Origin of the sequence: Erwinia sp. S43 (assembly GCF_016624745.1) — a bacterium.
Classification (GTDB): Bacteria; Pseudomonadota; Gammaproteobacteria; order Enterobacterales; family Enterobacteriaceae; genus Erwinia; species Erwinia coffeiphila.
Genome location: NZ_JACVTX010000003.1, coordinates 274,480 through 292,241, shown reverse-complemented (window position 1 = coordinate 292,241; position 17,762 = coordinate 274,480). Strand labels below are relative to the sequence as shown.

The 17,762-nt window shown below is 54.5% G+C and carries 20 protein-coding genes and 1 pseudogene; 4 read left to right on the top strand and 17 right to left on the bottom strand.

Features of this window, described 5'->3' with window-relative positions:
• Positions 1-36: 36 nt before the first annotated feature.
• Positions 37-339 carry an EthD family reductase gene (locus tag IBT47_RS05600; RefSeq protein WP_105595069.1) on the bottom strand — a complete coding sequence of 101 codons (303 nt, stop codon included), beginning with the start codon at positions 337-339 and terminating at the stop codon, positions 37-39.
• Positions 340-696: 357 nt separating this feature from the next.
• On the opposite strand from IBT47_RS05600, the gene otsB reads away from it, so the two are divergent.
• On the top strand, positions 697-1,500 hold the full coding sequence (gene otsB, locus IBT47_RS05595) for a trehalose-phosphatase (protein ID WP_200559715.1): 804 nt from the start codon (positions 697-699) through the stop codon (positions 1,498-1,500).
• Complete coding sequence (gene otsA, locus IBT47_RS05590; protein WP_200559714.1) at positions 1,497-2,927, top strand: alpha,alpha-trehalose-phosphate synthase; 1,431 nt, start codon at positions 1,497-1,499, stop codon at positions 2,925-2,927. Before otsB ends, otsA begins: the two co-directional genes overlap by 4 nt.
• Before the next feature lie 94 nt (positions 2,928-3,021).
• Here otsA and argS read toward each other — a convergent pair whose 3' ends face one another.
• Complete coding sequence (gene argS / locus IBT47_RS05585; RefSeq protein WP_200559713.1) at positions 3,022-4,752, bottom strand: arginine--tRNA ligase; 1,731 nt, start codon at positions 4,750-4,752, stop codon at positions 3,022-3,024.
• A gap of 278 nt (positions 4,753-5,030) precedes the next feature.
• Between argS and IBT47_RS05580 the strand changes: the two genes are divergently transcribed.
• Complete coding sequence (locus IBT47_RS05580) at positions 5,031-5,594, top strand: VOC family protein (protein ID WP_200559712.1); 564 nt, start codon at positions 5,031-5,033, stop codon at positions 5,592-5,594.
• 104 nt (positions 5,595-5,698) lie between these two features.
• On the opposite strand, the gene IBT47_RS05575 is transcribed toward IBT47_RS05580, so the two are convergent.
• The 15 genes and pseudogenes from IBT47_RS05575 to IBT47_RS05520 all read right to left on the bottom strand — a co-directional run bounded on the left by IBT47_RS05575 (position 5,699) and on the right by IBT47_RS05520 (position 16,730).
• Positions 5,699-6,856: a MalY/PatB family protein gene (locus IBT47_RS05575; protein ID WP_200559711.1), complete on the bottom strand. Its 1,158-nt coding sequence runs from the start codon at positions 6,854-6,856 to the stop codon at positions 5,699-5,701.
• Between the two features lie 110 nt (positions 6,857-6,966).
• Entirely contained in the window at positions 6,967-7,890 is a 924-nt protein-coding gene (locus IBT47_RS05570) for a site-specific integrase (protein ID WP_234471714.1), read from the bottom strand.
• Entirely contained in the window at positions 7,887-8,207 is a 321-nt protein-coding gene (locus IBT47_RS26995) for a helix-turn-helix domain-containing protein (protein WP_234471713.1), read from the bottom strand. The genes IBT47_RS05570 and IBT47_RS26995 overlap by 4 nt, the downstream gene beginning before the upstream one ends.
• 42 nt (positions 8,208-8,249) lie before the next feature.
• Entirely contained in the window at positions 8,250-10,319 is a 2,070-nt protein-coding gene (locus IBT47_RS05565; protein WP_200559807.1) for a DNA cytosine methyltransferase, read from the bottom strand.
• Positions 10,319-11,203, bottom strand: coding sequence for a phage N-6-adenine-methyltransferase (locus IBT47_RS26990; protein ID WP_234471745.1), 885 nt, complete (start codon positions 11,201-11,203; stop codon positions 10,319-10,321). The genes IBT47_RS05565 and IBT47_RS26990 overlap by 1 nt, the downstream gene beginning before the upstream one ends.
• Positions 11,204-11,614: 411 nt before the next feature.
• Positions 11,615-12,112, bottom strand: a pseudogene (locus IBT47_RS26985) (phosphoadenosine phosphosulfate reductase family protein); the annotation flags it as partial.
• Between the two features lie 574 nt (positions 12,113-12,686).
• Positions 12,687-12,932 carry a hypothetical protein gene (locus IBT47_RS05555; RefSeq protein ID WP_146114195.1) on the bottom strand — a complete coding sequence of 82 codons (246 nt, stop codon included), beginning with the start codon at positions 12,930-12,932 and terminating at the stop codon, positions 12,687-12,689.
• A gap of 600 nt (positions 12,933-13,532) precedes the next feature.
• The gene (locus IBT47_RS05550; RefSeq protein ID WP_200559708.1) at positions 13,533-13,724 is read right to left on the bottom strand and encodes a hypothetical protein; all 192 of its coding nucleotides are present in this window, start codon (positions 13,722-13,724) and stop codon (positions 13,533-13,535) included.
• Positions 13,721-13,912, bottom strand: a complete 192-nt coding sequence (locus IBT47_RS05545) for an ANR family transcriptional regulator (protein WP_200559707.1) — start codon at positions 13,910-13,912, stop codon at positions 13,721-13,723. Before IBT47_RS05545 ends, IBT47_RS05550 begins: the two co-directional genes overlap by 4 nt.
• A gap of 41 nt (positions 13,913-13,953) precedes the next feature.
• On the bottom strand, positions 13,954-14,670 hold the full coding sequence (locus tag IBT47_RS05540) for a hypothetical protein (RefSeq protein WP_234471712.1): 717 nt from the start codon (positions 14,668-14,670) through the stop codon (positions 13,954-13,956).
• On the bottom strand, positions 14,670-15,347 hold the full coding sequence (locus IBT47_RS05535; RefSeq protein WP_200559706.1) for an AAA family ATPase: 678 nt from the start codon (positions 15,345-15,347) through the stop codon (positions 14,670-14,672). The genes IBT47_RS05540 and IBT47_RS05535 overlap by 1 nt, the downstream gene beginning before the upstream one ends.
• 1 nt (position 15,348) lies before the next feature.
• Complete coding sequence (gene exoX / locus IBT47_RS05530; protein WP_200559705.1) at positions 15,349-16,017, bottom strand: exodeoxyribonuclease X; 669 nt, start codon at positions 16,015-16,017, stop codon at positions 15,349-15,351.
• A complete protein-coding gene (locus IBT47_RS05525; RefSeq protein WP_105595052.1) occupies positions 15,995-16,195 on the bottom strand; it encodes a hypothetical protein in 201 nt (66 codons plus the stop codon). Before IBT47_RS05525 ends, exoX begins: the two co-directional genes overlap by 23 nt.
• The gene (locus IBT47_RS27215; protein WP_255569886.1) at positions 16,186-16,320 is read right to left on the bottom strand and encodes a hypothetical protein; all 135 of its coding nucleotides are present in this window, start codon (positions 16,318-16,320) and stop codon (positions 16,186-16,188) included. Before IBT47_RS27215 ends, IBT47_RS05525 begins: the two co-directional genes overlap by 10 nt.
• Entirely contained in the window at positions 16,320-16,730 is a 411-nt protein-coding gene (locus IBT47_RS05520; RefSeq protein WP_200544120.1) for a hypothetical protein, read from the bottom strand. Before IBT47_RS05520 ends, IBT47_RS27215 begins: the two co-directional genes overlap by 1 nt.
• A gap of 233 nt (positions 16,731-16,963) precedes the next feature.
• Here IBT47_RS05520 and IBT47_RS05515 point away from each other — a divergent pair, with 233 nt between their 5' ends.
• Positions 16,964-17,335 (top strand): hypothetical protein, encoded by a 372-nt coding sequence (locus tag IBT47_RS05515; RefSeq protein ID WP_200559704.1) that lies wholly within the window; start codon positions 16,964-16,966, stop codon positions 17,333-17,335.
• Positions 17,336-17,762 lie beyond the last annotated feature (427 nt).

Here is a 17,762-nt window from a genome sequence, read left to right as displayed (position 1 = left end):
TCCTGCTCCTGCTCCTGCTCCTGCCCGCAAACGCGGTTAGCCCTTAACCACCACATCTGAGATAAATTTAACCGACGTCACGTTGGTAAAATTCGCCACGTCGGCGGTAAATTCTTCCGCGTGCGGGGCCATCACCTGCTGGAACGCCTCAAGGCTGGCGCAGTAAATGTGGCAGGCGGCGATAAACGGCGCATCTTCACCTAAGGGTTTATCAATCTCATAAGAGAGGCAGGCGTCACCCATCCGCGTTTTGATCAGCGGCAGATGCACATCGCGGTAGTAGTCGTGGTCGAAGTGGGCATCGCTGCGGTTGGGGTAAAGCACGCTGAATTTAATCACCGGGAAATCCTCTGGTTTAGGTAATAAGTTATATCTGAACAGGGCAAGTATACCCGTTGCGCACGAGGTCGGATTAGCGGGATGAGTCCTGCCGATCGCACTCAGGGCACTTATGTCGTGAACCCTCTGATTTTTCACTAAACCTGGCAGCCCCCCGATCCCTGACTATACTGAATGCTGATGTTATGCGCATTGAGGGGCGTCGGGGATGAGGGTAGTACTCCATCGCACAGAGTCTGGTTTTCATCAGGGAGAGCAACATCGTAGTCGAGAATTACCCCCATTCAGCCCTTTTTTATCCTGCCCGACGATCGCGATTTCACTGAGTTTTCCCCTTTTTGCGCGGAAAGTTTGCCTATGTCTAATCAGGAGGAATGTGTGAGCAAAACAGAATTCGTTCCCCCGCTGGAACCGGCACGTTATGCGTTTTTTTTCGATGTCGACGGTACGCTGGCGGCGATTAAGTCACGCCCCGAGGAAGTCAGTATCCCGCCTGCTGTGCGCGACAATCTGGCGCGCCTTGCCGCTTACAGCGATGGGGCGCTGGCGCTGGTTTCCGGGCGGCCCATGCGTGAACTTGATGAGCTGGTGGAGCCTCTGTCGCTGGCATTGGCGGGCGTGCACGGTGCCGAACGGCGCGACGGACAGGGAAATATTGACCGTATTGCCTTATCCCCTGAAACGGTGCGTACGCTGACCGCCGAACTGGAACCGGCAATCGCCGCGCTGCCCGGCACCCAGTTGGAAAGCAAAGGCATGGCGTTTGCACTGCACTACCGGCGTGCACCGCAGCATCAGCAGGCGATTCAACAGCTGGCGGATGAGCTGGTTGCCCGCTTTCCCGAACTGGTTCAGCAGCCGGGAAAATGCGTGATTGAGCTGAAACCGGACGGCGTCAGCAAAGGCGCGGCGATTAAATACTTTATGAAACAGCCCCCGTTCTCAGGGCGCATCCCGGTTTTTGTCGGGGATGATTTAACCGATGAGGCCGGATTTAAGGTTGTTAACGCAATGGAGGGCGTTTCCGTGAAGGTGGGTGCTGGCACCAGCGAAGCACGCGGCTATTTGCCGGATGTTAACGCGGTCTGGCACTGGCTGGAACTCACCAGATTAAAATTAGATCAGGGCGCGCAGGCGTCGGTAAGGAGTGAAACGTTATGAGTCGTTTAGTGGTCGTATCGAATCGAATTGCTGTTCCCGATGGCAGTAAGGTCAGCGCCGGTGGCTTAACGGTGGGTATTGTTGATGCACTGAAAACCACCGGCGGCGTGTGGTACGGATGGAACGGTAATATTAACGAGATCGGTGAAGATGATGACGAGCTGTCGATGCTGGAGCAGGACGGCATCACCTACGCCTCCTTTGGCCTGAATCAAAATGATTACGATCTCTACTATCTGCAATTTTCCAACGCGGTGCTGTGGCCTGCCTTTCACTATCGTCTGGATCTGGTTAATTTTCAGCGTGAAGCATGGGAAGGCTACAGCCGGGTGAATAAGCTGCTGGCACAGCGCCTGCTGCCGCTGTTGAAGCCGGATGACGTACTGTGGATTCACGACTATCATCTGCTGCCGTTTGCCGCCGAACTCCGTGAACTGGGCGTGACTAACCGTATTGGCTTCTTCCTGCACATTCCCTTCCCGACACCGGAGATTTTCAACGCGCTGCCGCCCCATGCCGAACTGCTGGAGATGATGTGCGACTACGATCTGCTGGGCTTCCAGACTGAAAGCGACCGTATTGCGTTTCTGGAGTGTGTCTCTCTGCTGACATCGCTACAAACCGAGGGGAAACAGCATCGTGCCTTCGGCAATCGCTTTGCTACCGAGGTGTATCCTATCGGGATCGAGCCGGACAGTATTAAAGAGATGGCTGAAGGCCCGCTGCCGCCGAAGATGGTGGCGATGAAGAGGGATCTGGGCGATGCACAGAACATCATTGCCTGCGAACGTCTGGATTATTCCAAAGGGCTGCCGGAGCGTTTCCTCGCCTATGAAGCGCTGCTGGAAAACTTCCCGCAGCACCGTGGGAAAATCCGTTACTCGCAGATAGCGCCTACTTCGCGCGGCGACGTGCAGGCCTATCAGGATATTCGCCACCAGTTGGAGACCGAAGCGGGGCGGATTAACGGTAAATATGGCACTCTCGGCTGGACGCCGCTGTACTATCTCAATCAGCATTTCGACCGTCGTTTACTGATGAAAATTTTCCGCCTGACCGATATCGGGCTGGTAACGCCACTGCGTGACGGCATGAATCTGGTGGCAAAAGAGTATGTTGCCGCACAGGACCCGGACGACCCCGGTGTGCTGGTGCTGTCGCGTTTTGCCGGTGCGGCCAACGAGCTGACGTCGGCGCTGATCGTTAACCCGTACGATCGTGATGAAGTGGCAGCAGCGCTGGATCGTGCGTTAACGATGTCGCGCACCGAACGCATTTCGCGCTACAACGACATGATGGCGGTACTGCGGCAAAATGATATTGCCCACTGGCGTAAAAGCTATCTACAGGATCTCCAGGCGTTGAAACCGCGCAGCGAGCAGGAGAACGAAGAAAAGAAGGTGGTGAGCTTCACCCGTCTCGCCTGATCGATAAGCCATAAAAAACCCCAGCCGGATTCATACCCGGCTGGGGTTTTTACTGCAGGGCGGCAGGTGTAACGAACCTGCCTCCGTACACGAATTACATACGTTCTACGGTTTCAATACCCAGCGTATCCAGACCCTGCTTCAGCGTTTTCGCCGTCAGCAGCGCCAGGCGCAGACGACTCTGCTTAGTGGCTTCATCTTCCGCGCTGAGGATCGGGCAGTGTTCGTAGAAGCCCGAGAACAGACCGGCCAGATCGTACAGATAGGCGCACATCACATGTGGCGTACCATCGCGGGCAACCTGGGTAATGGTCTCTTCGAACTGTAGCAGGCGAACGGCCAGCGCGGCTTCGCGATCTTCAGCGATTAGCGTTGAGCCGCTGATGCCGTTTTCATCAATCCCTGCTTTGCGGAACACCGACAGCACGCGGGTGTAGGCATACTGCATGTACGGCGCAGTATTACCCTCGAACGCCAGCATGTTGTCCCAGTCGAAGATGTAGTCGGTGGTGCGGCTTTTCGACAGATCCGCGTATTTTACCGCGCCGATACCGACGATGTTCGCCAGCTTGTTCAGCTCATCGGCCGGCATGTCCGGGTTCTTTTCCGCAACCAGTTTAGTGGCGCGATCCACTGCTTCATCCAGCAGATCGGAAAGCTTGATGGTGCCGCCCGCACGGGTTTTAAACGGCTTGCCGTCTTTGCCCAGCATCATGCCGAACATATGGTGTTCCAGCGGTACGGAATTCGGCACGTAGCCCGCTTTGCGCACGATGGTCCAGGCTTGCATCAGGTGCTGATGCTGACGGGAGTCGATGTAGTACAGCACACGGTCGGCATGCAGGGTTTCATAACGGTATTTGGCGCAGGCGATGTCGGTGGTGGTGTACAGATAGCCGCCATCCTTTTTCTGGATGATCACGCCCATCGGTTCGCCTTCCTTGTTTTTATACTCATCAAGGAATACGACGGTGGCACCTTCACTCTCTACCGCCATGCCTTTGGCCTTCAGATCGGCCACAATGCTCGGCAGCATGTCGTTGTACAGGCTTTCACCCATCACATCTTTACGCGTCAGAGTCACGTTCATGCGGTCATAAATCAGCTGGTTCTGCGACATGGTGATGTCGACCAGTTTTTTCCACATGGTCCGGCAGTACTCGTCGCCGCCCTGCAGTTTTACCACGTAGCCACGCGCGCGCTCGGCAAAGGCCGGATCTTCGTCATAGGTACGTTTCGCTTCGCGGTAGAAGGCTTCAAGATCGGCCAGCGCGATGTCTTCATGATGTTCGTTCTGCTGTTTTTCCAGGAAGGCGATCAGCATGCCGAACTGCGTACCCCAGTCACCCACGTGGTTAGCGCGGATCACATTGTGGCCGAGGAACTCCAGCGTACGCACCGCGGCATCACCAATGATGGTGGAACGCACGTGGCCGACGTGCATCTCTTTCGCCACGTTTGGCGCGGAATAGTCGATAACGATGGTCTGTGGCTTAACGTCAGCCACACCCAGCTTCGGCGCGGCCAGCACGCTGTCCACCTGCTGTGCCAGCCAGGCGGGTTCTAGGAAAATATTGATAAAGCCGGGACCGGCAATTTCAACCTTACGGGCAATGCCGTTCAGATCCAGCTGTTCCAGAACCTTTTCTGCCAGTTGTCGCGGCGGCATGCCCAGTGATTTCGCCACGGCCATCATGCCGTTTGCCTGATAATCACCAAACTGCACTTTGGCTGACTGACGCACCTGAGGCTCGCAGTCCGCTGGAGCACCCACTGCGATCATCGCCTGACTGACTTTTTCTGAGAGAAGGGCCTGAATATTCACCGAGTTACCTTAATTATGCTGAAGATGCCCGCACGCAAAGGGTGCGCGCCGCGATCGTAACGCCGCCAGCGAGGTAAAATGCACCCGCCGCTTGCGTCGTTAAAAAAACAAGGGGGGAAGTATACTGCATTTAGCGCCTGTTTTTCCAGGAACCTTAACGCGATGACGGGGTGAGTTTTTGCTGTCTTTTCGGGTAACATACGCCGCAACGACAGAAAGCGCACTCCGCGCCAGATGCCTTTACGGCGTGGCCGGAGCCGTAACCAGGAATTTTTCAGATGACCGATATCACTACTCAGCCCGAACTGCAGGATTTAAGCGCGGATTTGGCGCGTTTCGTTAACGCTCTTAGCCATCTGGCTGATCGCCTTGGCCTGGATCTGACCGCGCTGGAGGCCGATCATATTGCCGTTCGCTGCCATCAGAACACCACCGCCGAGCGTTGGAAGCAGGGACTTTTGCAGTGCGGGGCGCTGTTTTCCGAAAAGGAAATTGCCGGCAGACCGATTGCCCTGTTCGAACTGCATACGCCGCTGAACGTAGGACCGTGGCAGATCGACGTTGTTGAACTGCCGTGGCCGGGGGCGAAACTGTATCGTCACGAAGGCTGGGAGCACGTTGAGATCGTGCTGCGCGGTGATGAGGCTCAGCTGGGTTCACGTGCGCTGGCGCTGATGGCGGATGAAGGGCTCATCCAGCAGGGTATTTCAGTGAAAAGCAGCGCGCCGAAAGGGGAAGGTGAACGCCTGCCGAATCCGACGCTGGCGGTGACAGACGGCCAGGTAACCATCAAGTTCCATCCGTGGAGCCTGAAAGAGATCGTCGCCAGTGAAATCAGTTGAAACCGATCGGGTTAACCGACCGGGTACATGATGCAGTCAATCGCGGGCAGCATTAATTAACCTGAGGCGGTGACGTTTCCGGTTCATCAGCCCGCCTCTCTGTTTTACCAGTCCGCCTGGCTGTGCGAAGACACCGCCAGCGTGATGCGGCGCAGTGCCTCGTCAAGCAGCAGACGATGGCAGCCGAAATTGATGCGAACAAAACGATCGTCACCAAAATCACTTCCTGCTGAGAATCCCAGCCCGTGGCGTTCAAAGAACTGCTGCGGGTTGGCGATGTTCAGCTTTCCGGTATCGATCCAGCCGAGATAGCTGCCTTCCGGCGATACCATACTCAGCGACGGCAGAGTGTTAATGTGGTTGACCAGCGTATCGCGGTTACGCTTCAGATAAGCCAGCAGTTCGTCAAGCCACGGCTGTCCGTCGCGCCAGGCGGCGGTAGCAGCGACGTAGGCCAGCACGTCAACATCCGGCACCATGCCTTTACGCTCGCGGGAAAAACGCTCGCGCAGTTCGCGATTGGGAATTATCGCCACCGACGCACCCAACCCGGCGATATTAAATGTTTTTGACGGCGACATCAGGGTGATGGATCGCTGTGCGGCATCTTCACTCAGGCTGGCAAAGGGAATGTGTTTCACGCCGGGTTCCAGCAGCAGATCGCAGTGGATTTCATCTGAACAAACGATCAGATCGTGGCGCTGGGCGAAACGCAGCTGGGCTTCCAGTTCTTCACGGCGATAAACCGTACCGCCGGGGTTTTGAGGGTTGCAGAGCATTAGCAGTTTTTCGCTGCCGTCCAGCTGCGATTCATGCGCGTCCAGATCCAGCACCCAGCGCTGCGCCTGCAACCGCAGAGGAACATTCAGCTGCGCGCGATCGGCGAGTTTTGCCGCCTGGCGGAATGGGGGATAGATTGGCGTCGGGGCGAGGGTACTTTCCTGCGGTGAGGTAAAGGCCCGCACGCACAGATTAAGGCCGCAAACCACGCCGGGTAAAAATACCAGCCATTCAGGCTGGATCTGCCAGCCATAGCGTTGAGCCATACGCTCAACAACGACTTCGATCAGCGCTTCCGACGGAAAACCGTAACCGAACACGCCATGGGCAACACGCTGCTGAAGTGCTGCCGTAATGCAGTCTGCCGAACGAAAATCGGTATCGGCCACCCATAGCGGAAGGATATCCCGATCACCATATTTTCGCCATTTAAGACTATCGCTGTGACGGCGGTCTATCCGTTGGTCAAAATCGAATGCCATGCTAATGATTCCCGTTAAAATATAAATCAGTAATGCTTCACGCCAGACTAGAGATCTGATGAGCTGGAATTATTTCGTAATGCGTTAATGTTTTTTGTACATTAAATTCATTAGCTTACAAGTGATATTGCCTCATTAGAACTTCGTGAGATATCGTCCTGTGCCATAAATGTGACAGTGTTGCTGTATTTGCTTAAATGTTCGCCACTCAGGTGCGCGTACTTATTGACCATCTCAAGAGTCTCCCATCCACCCATTTCTTTTAGCACCATTAGTGGGGTACCGTTCTGGGCGTGCCAACTTGCCCAGGTATGCCTCAGATCATGGAATCTAAAATCAACGATACCGCTTAATGACAAGGATCTCTTAAAATCTGTACGGTTGAAATCGCCTTGCATCGTGCCATCCGAAGAAAACAAGAATTCCTTTTTACGAGATATCTTTCTGATCAATGCTACAGCCTCATCATTGAGGGGGAGTGGTCTCGCTCTTCCTGATTTAGCTCTATCTGCAGTTACAACAGCTACTCGCCTGCTCAGATCTACATTCTTCCATGTCAACGAAAGCATTTCTCTTAATCTGGCACCTGTAAGTAGAGCGAAAGAGCACAGTTGCTTCATCCATTCGTGTTCAAGATTATCGATAAGAGATCTGGCTTCGTTTTTGTATATCCACCTTACCCGGACCTTGGGCTCACGCAATGATCGAGAATAAGGAATTTTATCAATCCAGCCATTTCTATATGCTAGAGAGAATCCTCGCATTATCAGAGCCCGATAACGGTTTTTTGTAGCATTCGCCAGCCGTTTTCTGGAAAGCAAACCATGAGTTGGGAGGTTGTTAGTAATGTCTTCACTTGTAATCGATGATATTAACCTACCCTGAAAGCATCCCAACCAATAGCGTGCCTGTGTTTGTTTGTCACTAAAACAGGCCTGACCTTCAGCATCCTGTAATGCCAGAACTATCAGTTCTTCAAAACTTCGTTCAGGTCTTTTATCAAGATTTGCAACAGCCCATAATTCATGTTTCAACTTATCGTGAAGCTGTTGGGCTTTTGCTTTTTCCTCGGTGCCAGCAGAGCGTCTAACTCGCGTGCCATCTGGCGCTGAGATATCAATCCAGTACGTGTGACCCCTTTTGTAGATCGGCATTTTTTTCTCTCCTTACCGCCTACAACACCCAGCCGGAAAACATTGTTATCCGTACCAGGCGCTTCGGCAAACTTTTTCAAACTTTCGGAGTTGGCGCGCCAGTTATTACCAACGCGAAACATGTGATATTTGCGAGGATTGCGATAAATGGTGGTGGCCGAAACCTGCAAAGTAGCGGCCAGTTCTTTTACGGTCATAAGTATTTCCTTAGTGGGCATACTCACCTCTCGAGTAAATTTTTAAGCCACTTGCTGATCGCGGTTGATGCAGAGTTCTGGCAGGTTGGCGCGTACAAGCGCTTCAGCGAACGGTGGCGGCACGGCGTTGCCACAGCGTGCTACCTGCTTGTCTTTCGCGTACTTGTTGCCACGATAGTCACGGTCGATGACGTACCACGCCGGGAAGCCCTGGGCGTTATACAGTTCCCGCGGCTGCAGCATTCGCATGCCGATATCGACAATCCGGTAAGTCACTCCCTCAACCAGAACAAACTCGCTCAGGCCGTGCTGATGGAGGAATTCAGCCACCTGTACAGCGCGCGCTTCGTCATAATCATTAACGGCCAGACAGGTACGTACTTCCCCAACGTGTTGACCGCCAGCCGTTATGGTCGGCATCGGTTGGTCGGTACGTTGACCATCGCGACAGGTTCCGCGCAGTTTCACCAAGTTTGACGTAACAATAGCGTGGTGGTTTCCGGTGGTAACGGTATGCACTGGCTGGTCAGCAGCGCCGCCCGGGTGGCCGGTGTTATTCACCAGCAGCTGCGCAGTTACCAGCGCGTGATGATCCGTGGTGGTGACCGTGTGTGCAGGGCCGTCGACTGGGGCGCCGGGGCCGGTATAATTGCCACCGAAGTGTTTGGCCAGAAACGCGCTGGTGATCGCAAACTTATTGCCACCGGCTGTAACAGTGCCGACAGGCTTCTGCATATCCAGCACCCGCGGTGCCTGGCCCTGTCGTTCACCGTAACCCATCTGGATTAACGTCGGGCACACCAGTTGGCTTTTTCCGCCGCCACCGGCCGTAACCGTTCCGCTCGGTTGATCAACAGAGTGACCGATGCTGCTGCCGAACTGTCGGGCGATCACCGGTGCGATAACGCAGCTGCGCGACTCCTTCAGAATGGTGTGTATGGGCTTCTCGCAGGAACGCGGTTTGCCCTGGTATTCTGATCCGCCTGCACCTGCCAGGAACGGCGAAAGTTGAGCCTCCACCATTCCCAACGCGTGGCCGTTGCCACCGGGGCGCGCTGAAGTACCGGCGGTGACCGTCGGCAGTGGCTCAGTAACTTCCTGCCCGGTGGCCCCGGTGCGGAATTTAGTGATGTGAGGCGTAACGACCGCAAAACCGTGGGTCTTGGTTATCGTGTGCAGAGGCGACTCCAGCTCCTGTCCCCGGAAACAGTCGTATTTTGTACGGGTGCTGGTGTGGTTGCACTTCACGATGAACGGCGTCGGGTTGTCGATCACGAACCGCTGAATGCCGCGGGCGATACGCCGCAACGTATTCTCTGCCAGCGACTTCTTGCGACCGAAAATCGACGGACATGGGATGTTCCAGTCAATGCACTCCGCAGCGGTGCGCCAGGGTTTTAGCTGGCCGCTTTGCACCGGCAGGCTTTTCGGATCGCCGTGGGAGGATTCCGGCCAGACGACCGGCTGCCCGTCGCAGCGCATCACCATGAAGAAGCGTTTGCGGATCGTCGGTGCGCCGTAATCGCACGCGCGGAGCTCACGATGCTCGACCGTATAGCCGAGCCCTGCAGTCAGCCTCAGCGCCTCCGGTCCGTGCCGGTCAATCTGCAGCGATTCGCAGACCTCATCCAGCGCCGGGTGGTCGGCTGCCACGCCAGTGCTGAGCATGCCAACGAACGCCTCGAAGGTTTCTCCGGTACGTGCCGGGTCTGGACGCTCCTCACCAATAAGCAGCGGCCCCCATGTCCTAAATTCCTCCACGTTTTCCAGCATCATTACGCGCGGGCGGGTGGCTAGCGCCCAGCGCAGAACAATCCACGCAAGTCCGCGGATCTCTTTTTTTACGGGCGTGCTGCCTTTGGCTTTACTGAAGTGACGGCAGTCCGGTGAGAACCAGGCCAGGCCAACAGGCGCGCCGGCGGTCGCGGCGACAGGATCGATATCGAACACCGATTCGCAGTAGTGCAGGGTGTCCGGGTGGTTTGTCGTGTGCATAGCGATTGCGTTCGGGTCGTGATTGATAGCGATGTCCACGCTGCGGCCGGTAGCCATTTCGATGCCGGTGCTAGCGCCGCCGCCACCGGCAAAATTGTCGACGATGATTTCTCGCATCATGCGTGCTCTCCGAAGGTTTCTGTTAATGCCTGGGCGGCGATGAGGATTGAATTGCTGGGTTGGCGCTCCAGCAGCATGGTGTCGATGTGCTGCATTACTTTCCGGTAGTGGACCGGCGGAAGTTCGTAAATGCGCTCGATCTGCTCAGCAATGAGCTTGACTTCATTGGGCCACACGTCATTCTCCGCTGCTGGCGCTGCTGGCGCTGCTGGCGCTGCTGGCGCTGCTGGCGCTGCTGGCTGCAAACGTAACGCCGCCCGCTCTATCTGACGCAGGAATGCGGCGCCGCGAGCATCCAGATCGTCACGGCTGACATAACCGAACCTTTCACCGCGCCACGTTTTATCGAACACCGCGATAGCAGCGCCGAACCCGGCTGAAGATCCTGACGGCTGTCCGGGCGCTGGCCGATACCACTCCGGCAGGTCAAAGCTGATGCGGCCGCGGATAAACGAAACGTGATCCGCATCTTCCGGCCACCACACCTCGCCGGTCGCCGCTTTTATCAGGAACACGTAACGGCCGCCCAGCTCGCGCATCGCCAGCGTGTGGGCCATGATGTGGCGCATGCCAGTGATGTAATGGCCGTCGTGCTGGCTGGCGCGGGAATAGGGTGGGTTTGCGTACGCAGCGCCGCGCAGCTCAGCCAGGCGGGCGCTCCAGTCTTGCGTGAGCGCGTTATCCTCGGCGCTGTAGAACGCCTCGCATTTCGCATTGCCGGGGTCGGCGAACAGGTCCAGCACGAACGGGCCGAACATGGCGTTAATGCCCCACCAGAGATTGTCGGGGCTGCGCCACTGGTCACCGATTTCTTTGAGCTTGTGTGTGGGCTGAGCGCGCAGGGCATCCAGCGCCGCGCAGTATGGGTTGAGTTTCGGCAGTTCAGGTGGTTCTACATCCTCAGCCACAAACACCTCGCAGCTTTCTGAGCACGAACCAGCGTCGTAACCGCCGCCTCCGCGAATTGTGGAGGCAATATTCTCCCTGCTTAAATCGGAATACATAGCTATTATCCCCTCCAGTGAGGTATTGCTCCGGTACATGATTTTGTTTTCTTGCTGACGGCGATCGACAGTTCGAACGCTGTCGCTGTTAATCACTTCCAGAAACTGCTCGGCCATTCCAGGCTCATCACGTGCTGCGAGGGCGACTTTATTAATTCCTTTTTTAATACAGAAAACGCAGTTGCCCAGATGCTCAGGAATTCCCAGATCGAAATCCTGCTCCTTCCACCAGTTGATGATGTCTGGCTTTTCCATATCGCAGATATCCGCCAAATAACTCACCCCATCTTTTTTCTTGAGTCTTTTGGGTTCATCAACACGAATGCCAAGCCATGTCTGGAATTTAGAGAAATTGTCTTTGCAGTAGCGTTCGAAGGGCTCAAGCTTCATGGTTCTGGTGCAGAATGGCCCATGAATATAGGGTGTCCCATATTTGTCGCACACCTCTTTCCATGGCTCTAAATCTGGGCCTATGTCATCTATGCTTATGACTTTGTAGCCATTGGCCTTTCCAAACTCTGGATTAACAACCACGCGTAAGCAGGTGATTTTGATCCCCCAACGGTTGGCCACGTTCCGGATGAATTCGTAGGTTTTAGGATGCTCAGCGCCCGTATCCAAGAAAATGTATTCAACCTCCCGACCAGCAGCCCGGCGCTTTTCCATCTCAAAAACGAGCCGCCCGGATGTTCTTCCACCTGAGAAGCTGACCACATCAATACATTGATCTTCACTTGCGCGCGGGGAGTCCGAACTCACTGAGCTCTTTAGGTGATCGGTTGTCATAATTGTGTGCCTCGGCAGCCAGGTGGTTCCGGCCGGTCAGGAGAGTTTGATTTGGTAGTAGGTGCAGAAATCGAGAACGTACGGGCATTCGAAGGGGCTTTCGGTGCCGTTTATGACGTCGCAACCACCGGCATGCAGGCAGTTGCAGTGCTGACAGCTGAGTCGGTTTTCCCAGCAGTTTTTCGCCATCGCGTAGCCGTTGCACTGGCCGCCGCTGAACCGGTGCGGGAACTCATACGCGGAACAGCGGCATGTGACCTGCCTGCCGTCCCAGTAGGCTTTCCCTCAGGTAGTTGAGCTTGCATAGACTCACCTCAGATATAGCTCTGCAGTTAACGCCGCGATAAGCAGCAGGATCAGCACAGCCGCCGTGCGGATGCTGGCATAGAAAATATGGTGGCGCGCGAGGTGACGCCGGATTGTGTTTTTCATGGTAACAGGGCGTAAAAAAACCGCCGGGTGGCGGTTATTGTCTCGATATCTTAAAGGGAGTGGCTATAAACTATTTAAGACAGAGAGTGGGATAATATATTGGTTAATCGATGTCTATTAAACAATTTAATTAACATGGTATTCATATGGTGGCATCGTTGTCCGGGATTCTGCGAACCAGCAACTTATTGCCATCAATGATCCGAGACCTGTATCTGTGCTCTCCTAGATACGTGAAATTATGAATATACGCCTGCGCTTTTTTTAAAGGTATACCAAGCAAGGCTTTTTCAAAAATAATATACTCATTAACTTTTAGAATTAAAACCCAGTAGCCCATTGTCCTATAGGTGAATTTTTTCTTATCATTGATGTAATCGACTTTCACGATCACCTCCTGGCCATCAATTCATAAAAAAAACTGTACATTCATTGCTTTCTCAATAAAAGATTTAAAGCTTAGTATTATCAAAACCTCAAAGTGAATTTTGGTGCAATAGCGAAAAGAAAAATTAGGAAAAAGCTTAAAGTTTTTAGGTCGGTAGTTTTTGAATCTGGTCTGGTAGTAACCAGATGTCAGAAAGATAAACTTTTGCTGTGCAATTATTGCTCTTTGAAGGGTTTTAATGTGGTTGATAATTAGTCCGAAAAAATTTCATAAAAACTCATGAAGTTAAAGGATTATGATGTTTTTTTGCGAAACCCTGCAGTTGAGTCACGAAAGTTCAACTAAGAACATACAATGTTCGAAATTCCCAGCCTTTACTTTCGACGTCGGCATAAAATTCTTCAGCGCTGACCTCCGACCATTGTTCCCACTCAGGGCTCCCGTTGTTCTGTCGGATTTGGTAAATCACCCCTGATGGTTCATTAACCATGAGAGCTAACCTAGCTAATGCAACTCTTTCCTCCAGAGATAATTTGCAAATAGTATTTTCGTCGGCCATTTGCATTAGTCTCTCGCGAGTGAACATCTCAATTAGTTTCTTCACTGTTTGACCTCTTTACAGTGAGCGCCGTCTGGCACGGCGGGGAAATCGTCGCCCCAGCCACCATGGGAACGAACATCAGCCAGCACCTGCTCGCATACCTCCAGGGATGGCATCGGGGTGATGCTCCATGCGCTGCCGTCGCGTACCGGGGATGCGAGGATCAGGAATACGAAGGTAATTGTGGTCATTGCTGCTGAGCCTTAATTGCTGCGCGGCGGGCCATGCCAGCGCAGAACTCTGCGCGCAGCTGGTACCAGGTGATATTGTTGCCAGTTGCATGGCGTGAGGCTTGCAACCAGTGATGAGCGGCATCAGCGAAAAGGCCGTCGCGCTCTTTCTGCGCTGCTGATTGTGCTGAGCTATTTGGCAGTGGCATAGATACTCCAGAAAGCCCCGTGCGGGGCTGATTGGGTGGCGTCAAAAGGGAATGTCGTCGTCGAAATCAGGCTCCGGTGACGGTTGCTGACCAACGTTTCGCGAGCCTGCGTTTTGCTGCAGGCGTGATTGCTGCTGATTGCCTGTCGCCTGATTGGCATAACGGTTTGCAGTCGGACCGCCACGCGCGCCCGGTGCGGCACCGTTAGGCGCAACTGGTTGACGCTTGTCCACGTCTTTTAACGACAGCAATAACTTATCAATCGCCTCTGCCGGCACTTTGTCAGCCAGCTCGGCATACGTCAGACGTGTTTTTACCTGGAAAACATGGCGTATGTTCATCTGGTAGGTATCCGATCCGTCGGTGCTCTTCGTGCGCAGCTCCTTCTGCAGTACCAGTCCAACAGATTTACCTTCGATGGCAGGCAGTGCCCACACCATGCCATCTGGGGTTTGCCGCTGCTGAGGTTGTGCATCACGAACTCCGGCCGCCCACAGCAGCGCGGATACTGTATCCATGCCGAAAGTCTGCTCACCTTCGCGGTTGATAAAGTTGATACGCAGGTAATTTGCCTTGAGGCCATTTGATTCGAAACCCAGCTCCAGCGTTTGCGAATGGCTGTCGGTCCCGAAGTTGTAGTGAGCGTGCAGGATCACACCCTCATAAGCCCCGGTTTCATTGAGCATTGCTGAGGTTCCGGCTTTTTTCGCTGATTCCGGGTTGAAAACAAAGCCCATTGGCTGTTGTGGTTGCTGCATCAGATGTCTCCTTCAGACATGAAGTTACAGATGGCCTGGTCTACAGCGAACAGGTCATTGTCCATTTCGGTTTGATCGGGAAATAGGTCGGGTGGCGCTTTGGCGGTGTCGTTGTCATCGCCTTTGATCAGAAATACGTGCTTACCGTCTTTTTTGATGGCGCGCAGCACGATGGAGAAATAGCCCTCCGGCGTCAGCTTTTCGTTGAGCATTTTGCCAATCGTCTTCATGCGCACTTTTCCCTCTGACTCTTCAGTGTGGGCGAGGAAATAAACCCGTATCTCATCAGGTAGTTCAGTGGCAGCTTTAATGATCTGCCAGACGTGGTCACACATTTCCGTGAATTTGCTGTACCCGGTCTGATATGCACGCATCATGTTTTCGTGCTGCATAACCACCTGAAAATCGTCGATAATCAGTATCTTTCGTTTTTTTGACAGCACCATTCTCTGGATTTTGTCTTCGATATCTACCCAGTCATCGGTACGGAAAACGTTGCCACGCTGCGGCGCGCCGTCCGCATCAGGCTTGCCGTAAACCTTCCATGTGCCTTTGTGGCGGAACGGGAGCATTTTGGGTATGCACTGAATCAGCAGGCAGTCATCCGGATCGAAGTTGCGCAGGCTGTAAGATTTTCCCGCGCCAGAGTCACCGAGGATTAACACGGGAGTACCCATATCAACCTCCCTGCAGGTAATGCTGCATCGTGAATTTCTGGTCCTCGTCGAGGTCCATATTTGCCAGGCACCACTTCAGATAGCCGCGGTCAGTAGCGCCGATTTCCTCGAACGTCCTGCCCTTGTGCTTGCCGAAACGCATGGTGTGCAGCAGGGAAGGCAGCGAAGTGATTTCGCGCATCTGCGCAATGGTGAAGCGGGCGTGCCGGTTAATCTCGATCAGCACCGCCGCCGTCACGTAGCAGTCATACAGGGCGCGGTGGGCGTGCAGGCCTTCCGGCACGTTGGCATTAACACCAAGGTGGTAGCGCATGAACTGGTTGCCGTGGCTCTCCAGTTCCGGCCATAGCTTGCGGGACAACTTCATCGTGCAGATCCACGGCGCGGTGATGTGCGGCAGCTTGATGCGGTCGAATTTGGCGTTGTGCGCAACGTAAACGTCAGCGCCGAGATAGCGATCAATTACAGCATCAATCGGCGGTGAGTCAGCCACGTCCGCTTCGGTTATATGGTGAAGCGCCATCGCAGCAATGCTGATTGGCTCCGGCGGCTTCACATAGTCGCTCATCGGGTTGCAGATAACGCCATCGACAATGTCGACGCTGGCGATTTCACACACACCACCCTCGAGGCTGGTGGTCTCCATATCAATTACACGCAAAATGGTCATCAGGTTGTTCCGTAAGGGCATCAGCAGCGGCTTCGCGCTGCGCCAGCTTGTGGGCGATTTGAATCAGGTCAGCCGGGCCGAACTGATTCTGTTGGCAGAGCTGCAGGATTGCGTCGACAGTGGCCTGGCGCATCCATTCGTTTATTGCCAGCGGCGTGGGGATCGGCGTTACATCCATCCGATATACATCCCCGCAGCAATCAGCGCCGCGCCGATAACCGGCAATAACCAGCTGCGGCGCCGTGGTCGAAAATCAGCACCGGTCAGCCGGTGCAGAAACTGTGATTTGTAGAGCTGGCTCATCAGCGATTACCTCGAATGCGCAATCCTGCAGCGCGTTTGTGAGACGGGACCCGGATGCTTTGCTGGTAACGCAGCGCGCACTCTCTGTCAGCGCAGAAGTCATCCCGCTCGCTACGATCCCAGTGTTTAACGGTGCTCTTCACCACATCTTCAGGATGGCGGAACCGGCCGCAGTAGCGGCATCGCACTGATTCCAGGTGCTCGGTACCGGCATCCAGCACCGTGTACTCGAAATGCGAACCGGGAGTTCCGTCTGGCAGCGTGTAATCAACGAACGTTTGCTCTTCGCCCTTAAAGTTCGGGCGTATGCTGCAGCCGTTGAATGTGACCAGCTGAGCGCCGATGCGGATCGGCGTTCCCGGCGGCAACTCGGCCAGACGCTGGGCGGTTAATTTGGGGATTGGGTGCATGCTTACCTCCGTTTTGAGGGCGAAAAAAAGCCCCCGGAGAAGGGGGCAAACGACTACACACAGCGATGATGGGGTTGTGGTGGCCGGAGCTGAGATATTCCGGCATTGCGTGGATTGTGTTACCTGCGCCGTAGCATTAGGCCCACGCCTACACTTTCATTGCGCATCAGCCTGCGCATTCACCACAACCGAGAGAACACTAATCGGTTCAGAAAGGTCTTCTGGAGTTTCCTTTGCCACAGAAAAGTGTTCTCGCGTGTTGTGTTGAGTACGATTCACCTGATCCGGTCCTGCAGCGCTACATCGCCGGATTAGGTGCAAAGGGCAGTTACGCGGCCACTCGGCTTGTTGGTCTGGACGGCAGTATCAAGTACCGTCATCGCGGATTCTGCTTCTCCGCCCCGGTTTCACCCCCGCTATTGTTTAGCGCGCAAACCGAGAAAATCGCCTTCAACGCTGTAGGCTTTCGCACAACGGAGAGAGCACTGCCGGGACTGTCGGACTGTGATAGCTGCGCCAGCTTTCTCACCGACAATGCTCTTTCCGTTGTGGTTGCCGGGGTGATGCCCGGCGTCGTGCCGCCTTTATTTTTAAGCCCAACGTGATGCTGCGGTTCTCCGGGCTTGCCCTGGTGAGGCACTTTAAATCTTTGAAGCTTTGCCACACCCCGCAGTGGCCAGCGCCGGTTTCCCGGTCATCATTTGAGGCTGCTTAGTGCGTTAAATCGGTCGCCAGTCGTAACTCAGTGATGCTTTCGCCTCCTCTCCCTCACTACGTCGCCGTGGGAGCCAGACCGTACACGCCGTCTTCGCGATGCGTCACCCAGCAGGGTGTGCATAAGCGGTCTATCCGTTTAGCTGTTACATGATTTATCTCCTCTGTTTAATGGGGCCGACATATGTCGCTGGCCCGTGCACCGGTCCGTCGCTCGCATTGTTCCTCTTTGGCTCAGCCCAGGTCAGTTAGGGGTGGCCGCTATTTCAGTTTGCCAGGGATGCGATTGAGTACCCGGTGCGCGACTGCCAGATTGTT

Excerpts from the sequence above, each read along its gene's own strand:
- IBT47_RS26995 (WP_234471713.1), bottom strand. The coding sequence starts at position 8,207 with ATGACCGTAAAAGAACTGGCCGCTACTTTGCAGGTTTCGGCCACCACC.
- IBT47_RS05525 (WP_105595052.1), bottom strand. The coding sequence starts at position 16,195 with ATGGATGTAACGCCGATCCCCACGCCGCTGGCAATAAACGAATGGATG.
- otsA (WP_200559714.1), top strand. The coding sequence starts at position 1,497 with ATGAGTCGTTTAGTGGTCGTATCGAATCGAATTGCTGTTCCCGATGGC.
- IBT47_RS05575 (WP_200559711.1), bottom strand. The coding sequence starts at position 6,856 with ATGGCATTCGATTTTGACCAACGGATAGACCGCCGTCACAGCGATAGT.
- exoX (WP_200559705.1), bottom strand. The coding sequence starts at position 16,017 with ATGACCATTTTGCGTGTAATTGATATGGAGACCACCAGCCTCGAGGGT.
- IBT47_RS05545 (WP_200559707.1), bottom strand. The coding sequence starts at position 13,912 with ATGCCACTGCCAAATAGCTCAGCACAATCAGCAGCGCAGAAAGAGCGC.
- IBT47_RS05520 (WP_200544120.1), bottom strand. The coding sequence starts at position 16,730 with ATGCACCCAATCCCCAAATTAACCGCCCAGCGTCTGGCCGAGTTGCCG.
- IBT47_RS05580 (WP_200559712.1), top strand. The coding sequence starts at position 5,031 with ATGACCGATATCACTACTCAGCCCGAACTGCAGGATTTAAGCGCGGAT.
- IBT47_RS05550 (WP_200559708.1), bottom strand. The coding sequence starts at position 13,724 with ATGACCACAATTACCTTCGTATTCCTGATCCTCGCATCCCCGGTACGC.
- IBT47_RS05540 (WP_234471712.1), bottom strand. The coding sequence starts at position 14,670 with ATGCAGCAACCACAACAGCCAATGGGCTTTGTTTTCAACCCGGAATCA.
- IBT47_RS05535 (WP_200559706.1), bottom strand. The coding sequence starts at position 15,347 with ATGGGTACTCCCGTGTTAATCCTCGGTGACTCTGGCGCGGGAAAATCT.
- otsB (WP_200559715.1), top strand. The coding sequence starts at position 697 with ATGTCTAATCAGGAGGAATGTGTGAGCAAAACAGAATTCGTTCCCCCG.
- IBT47_RS05565 (WP_200559807.1), bottom strand. The coding sequence starts at position 10,319 with ATGCGAGAAATCATCGTCGACAATTTTGCCGGTGGCGGCGGCGCTAGC.
- IBT47_RS27215 (WP_255569886.1), bottom strand. The coding sequence starts at position 16,320 with ATGAGCCAGCTCTACAAATCACAGTTTCTGCACCGGCTGACCGGTGCT.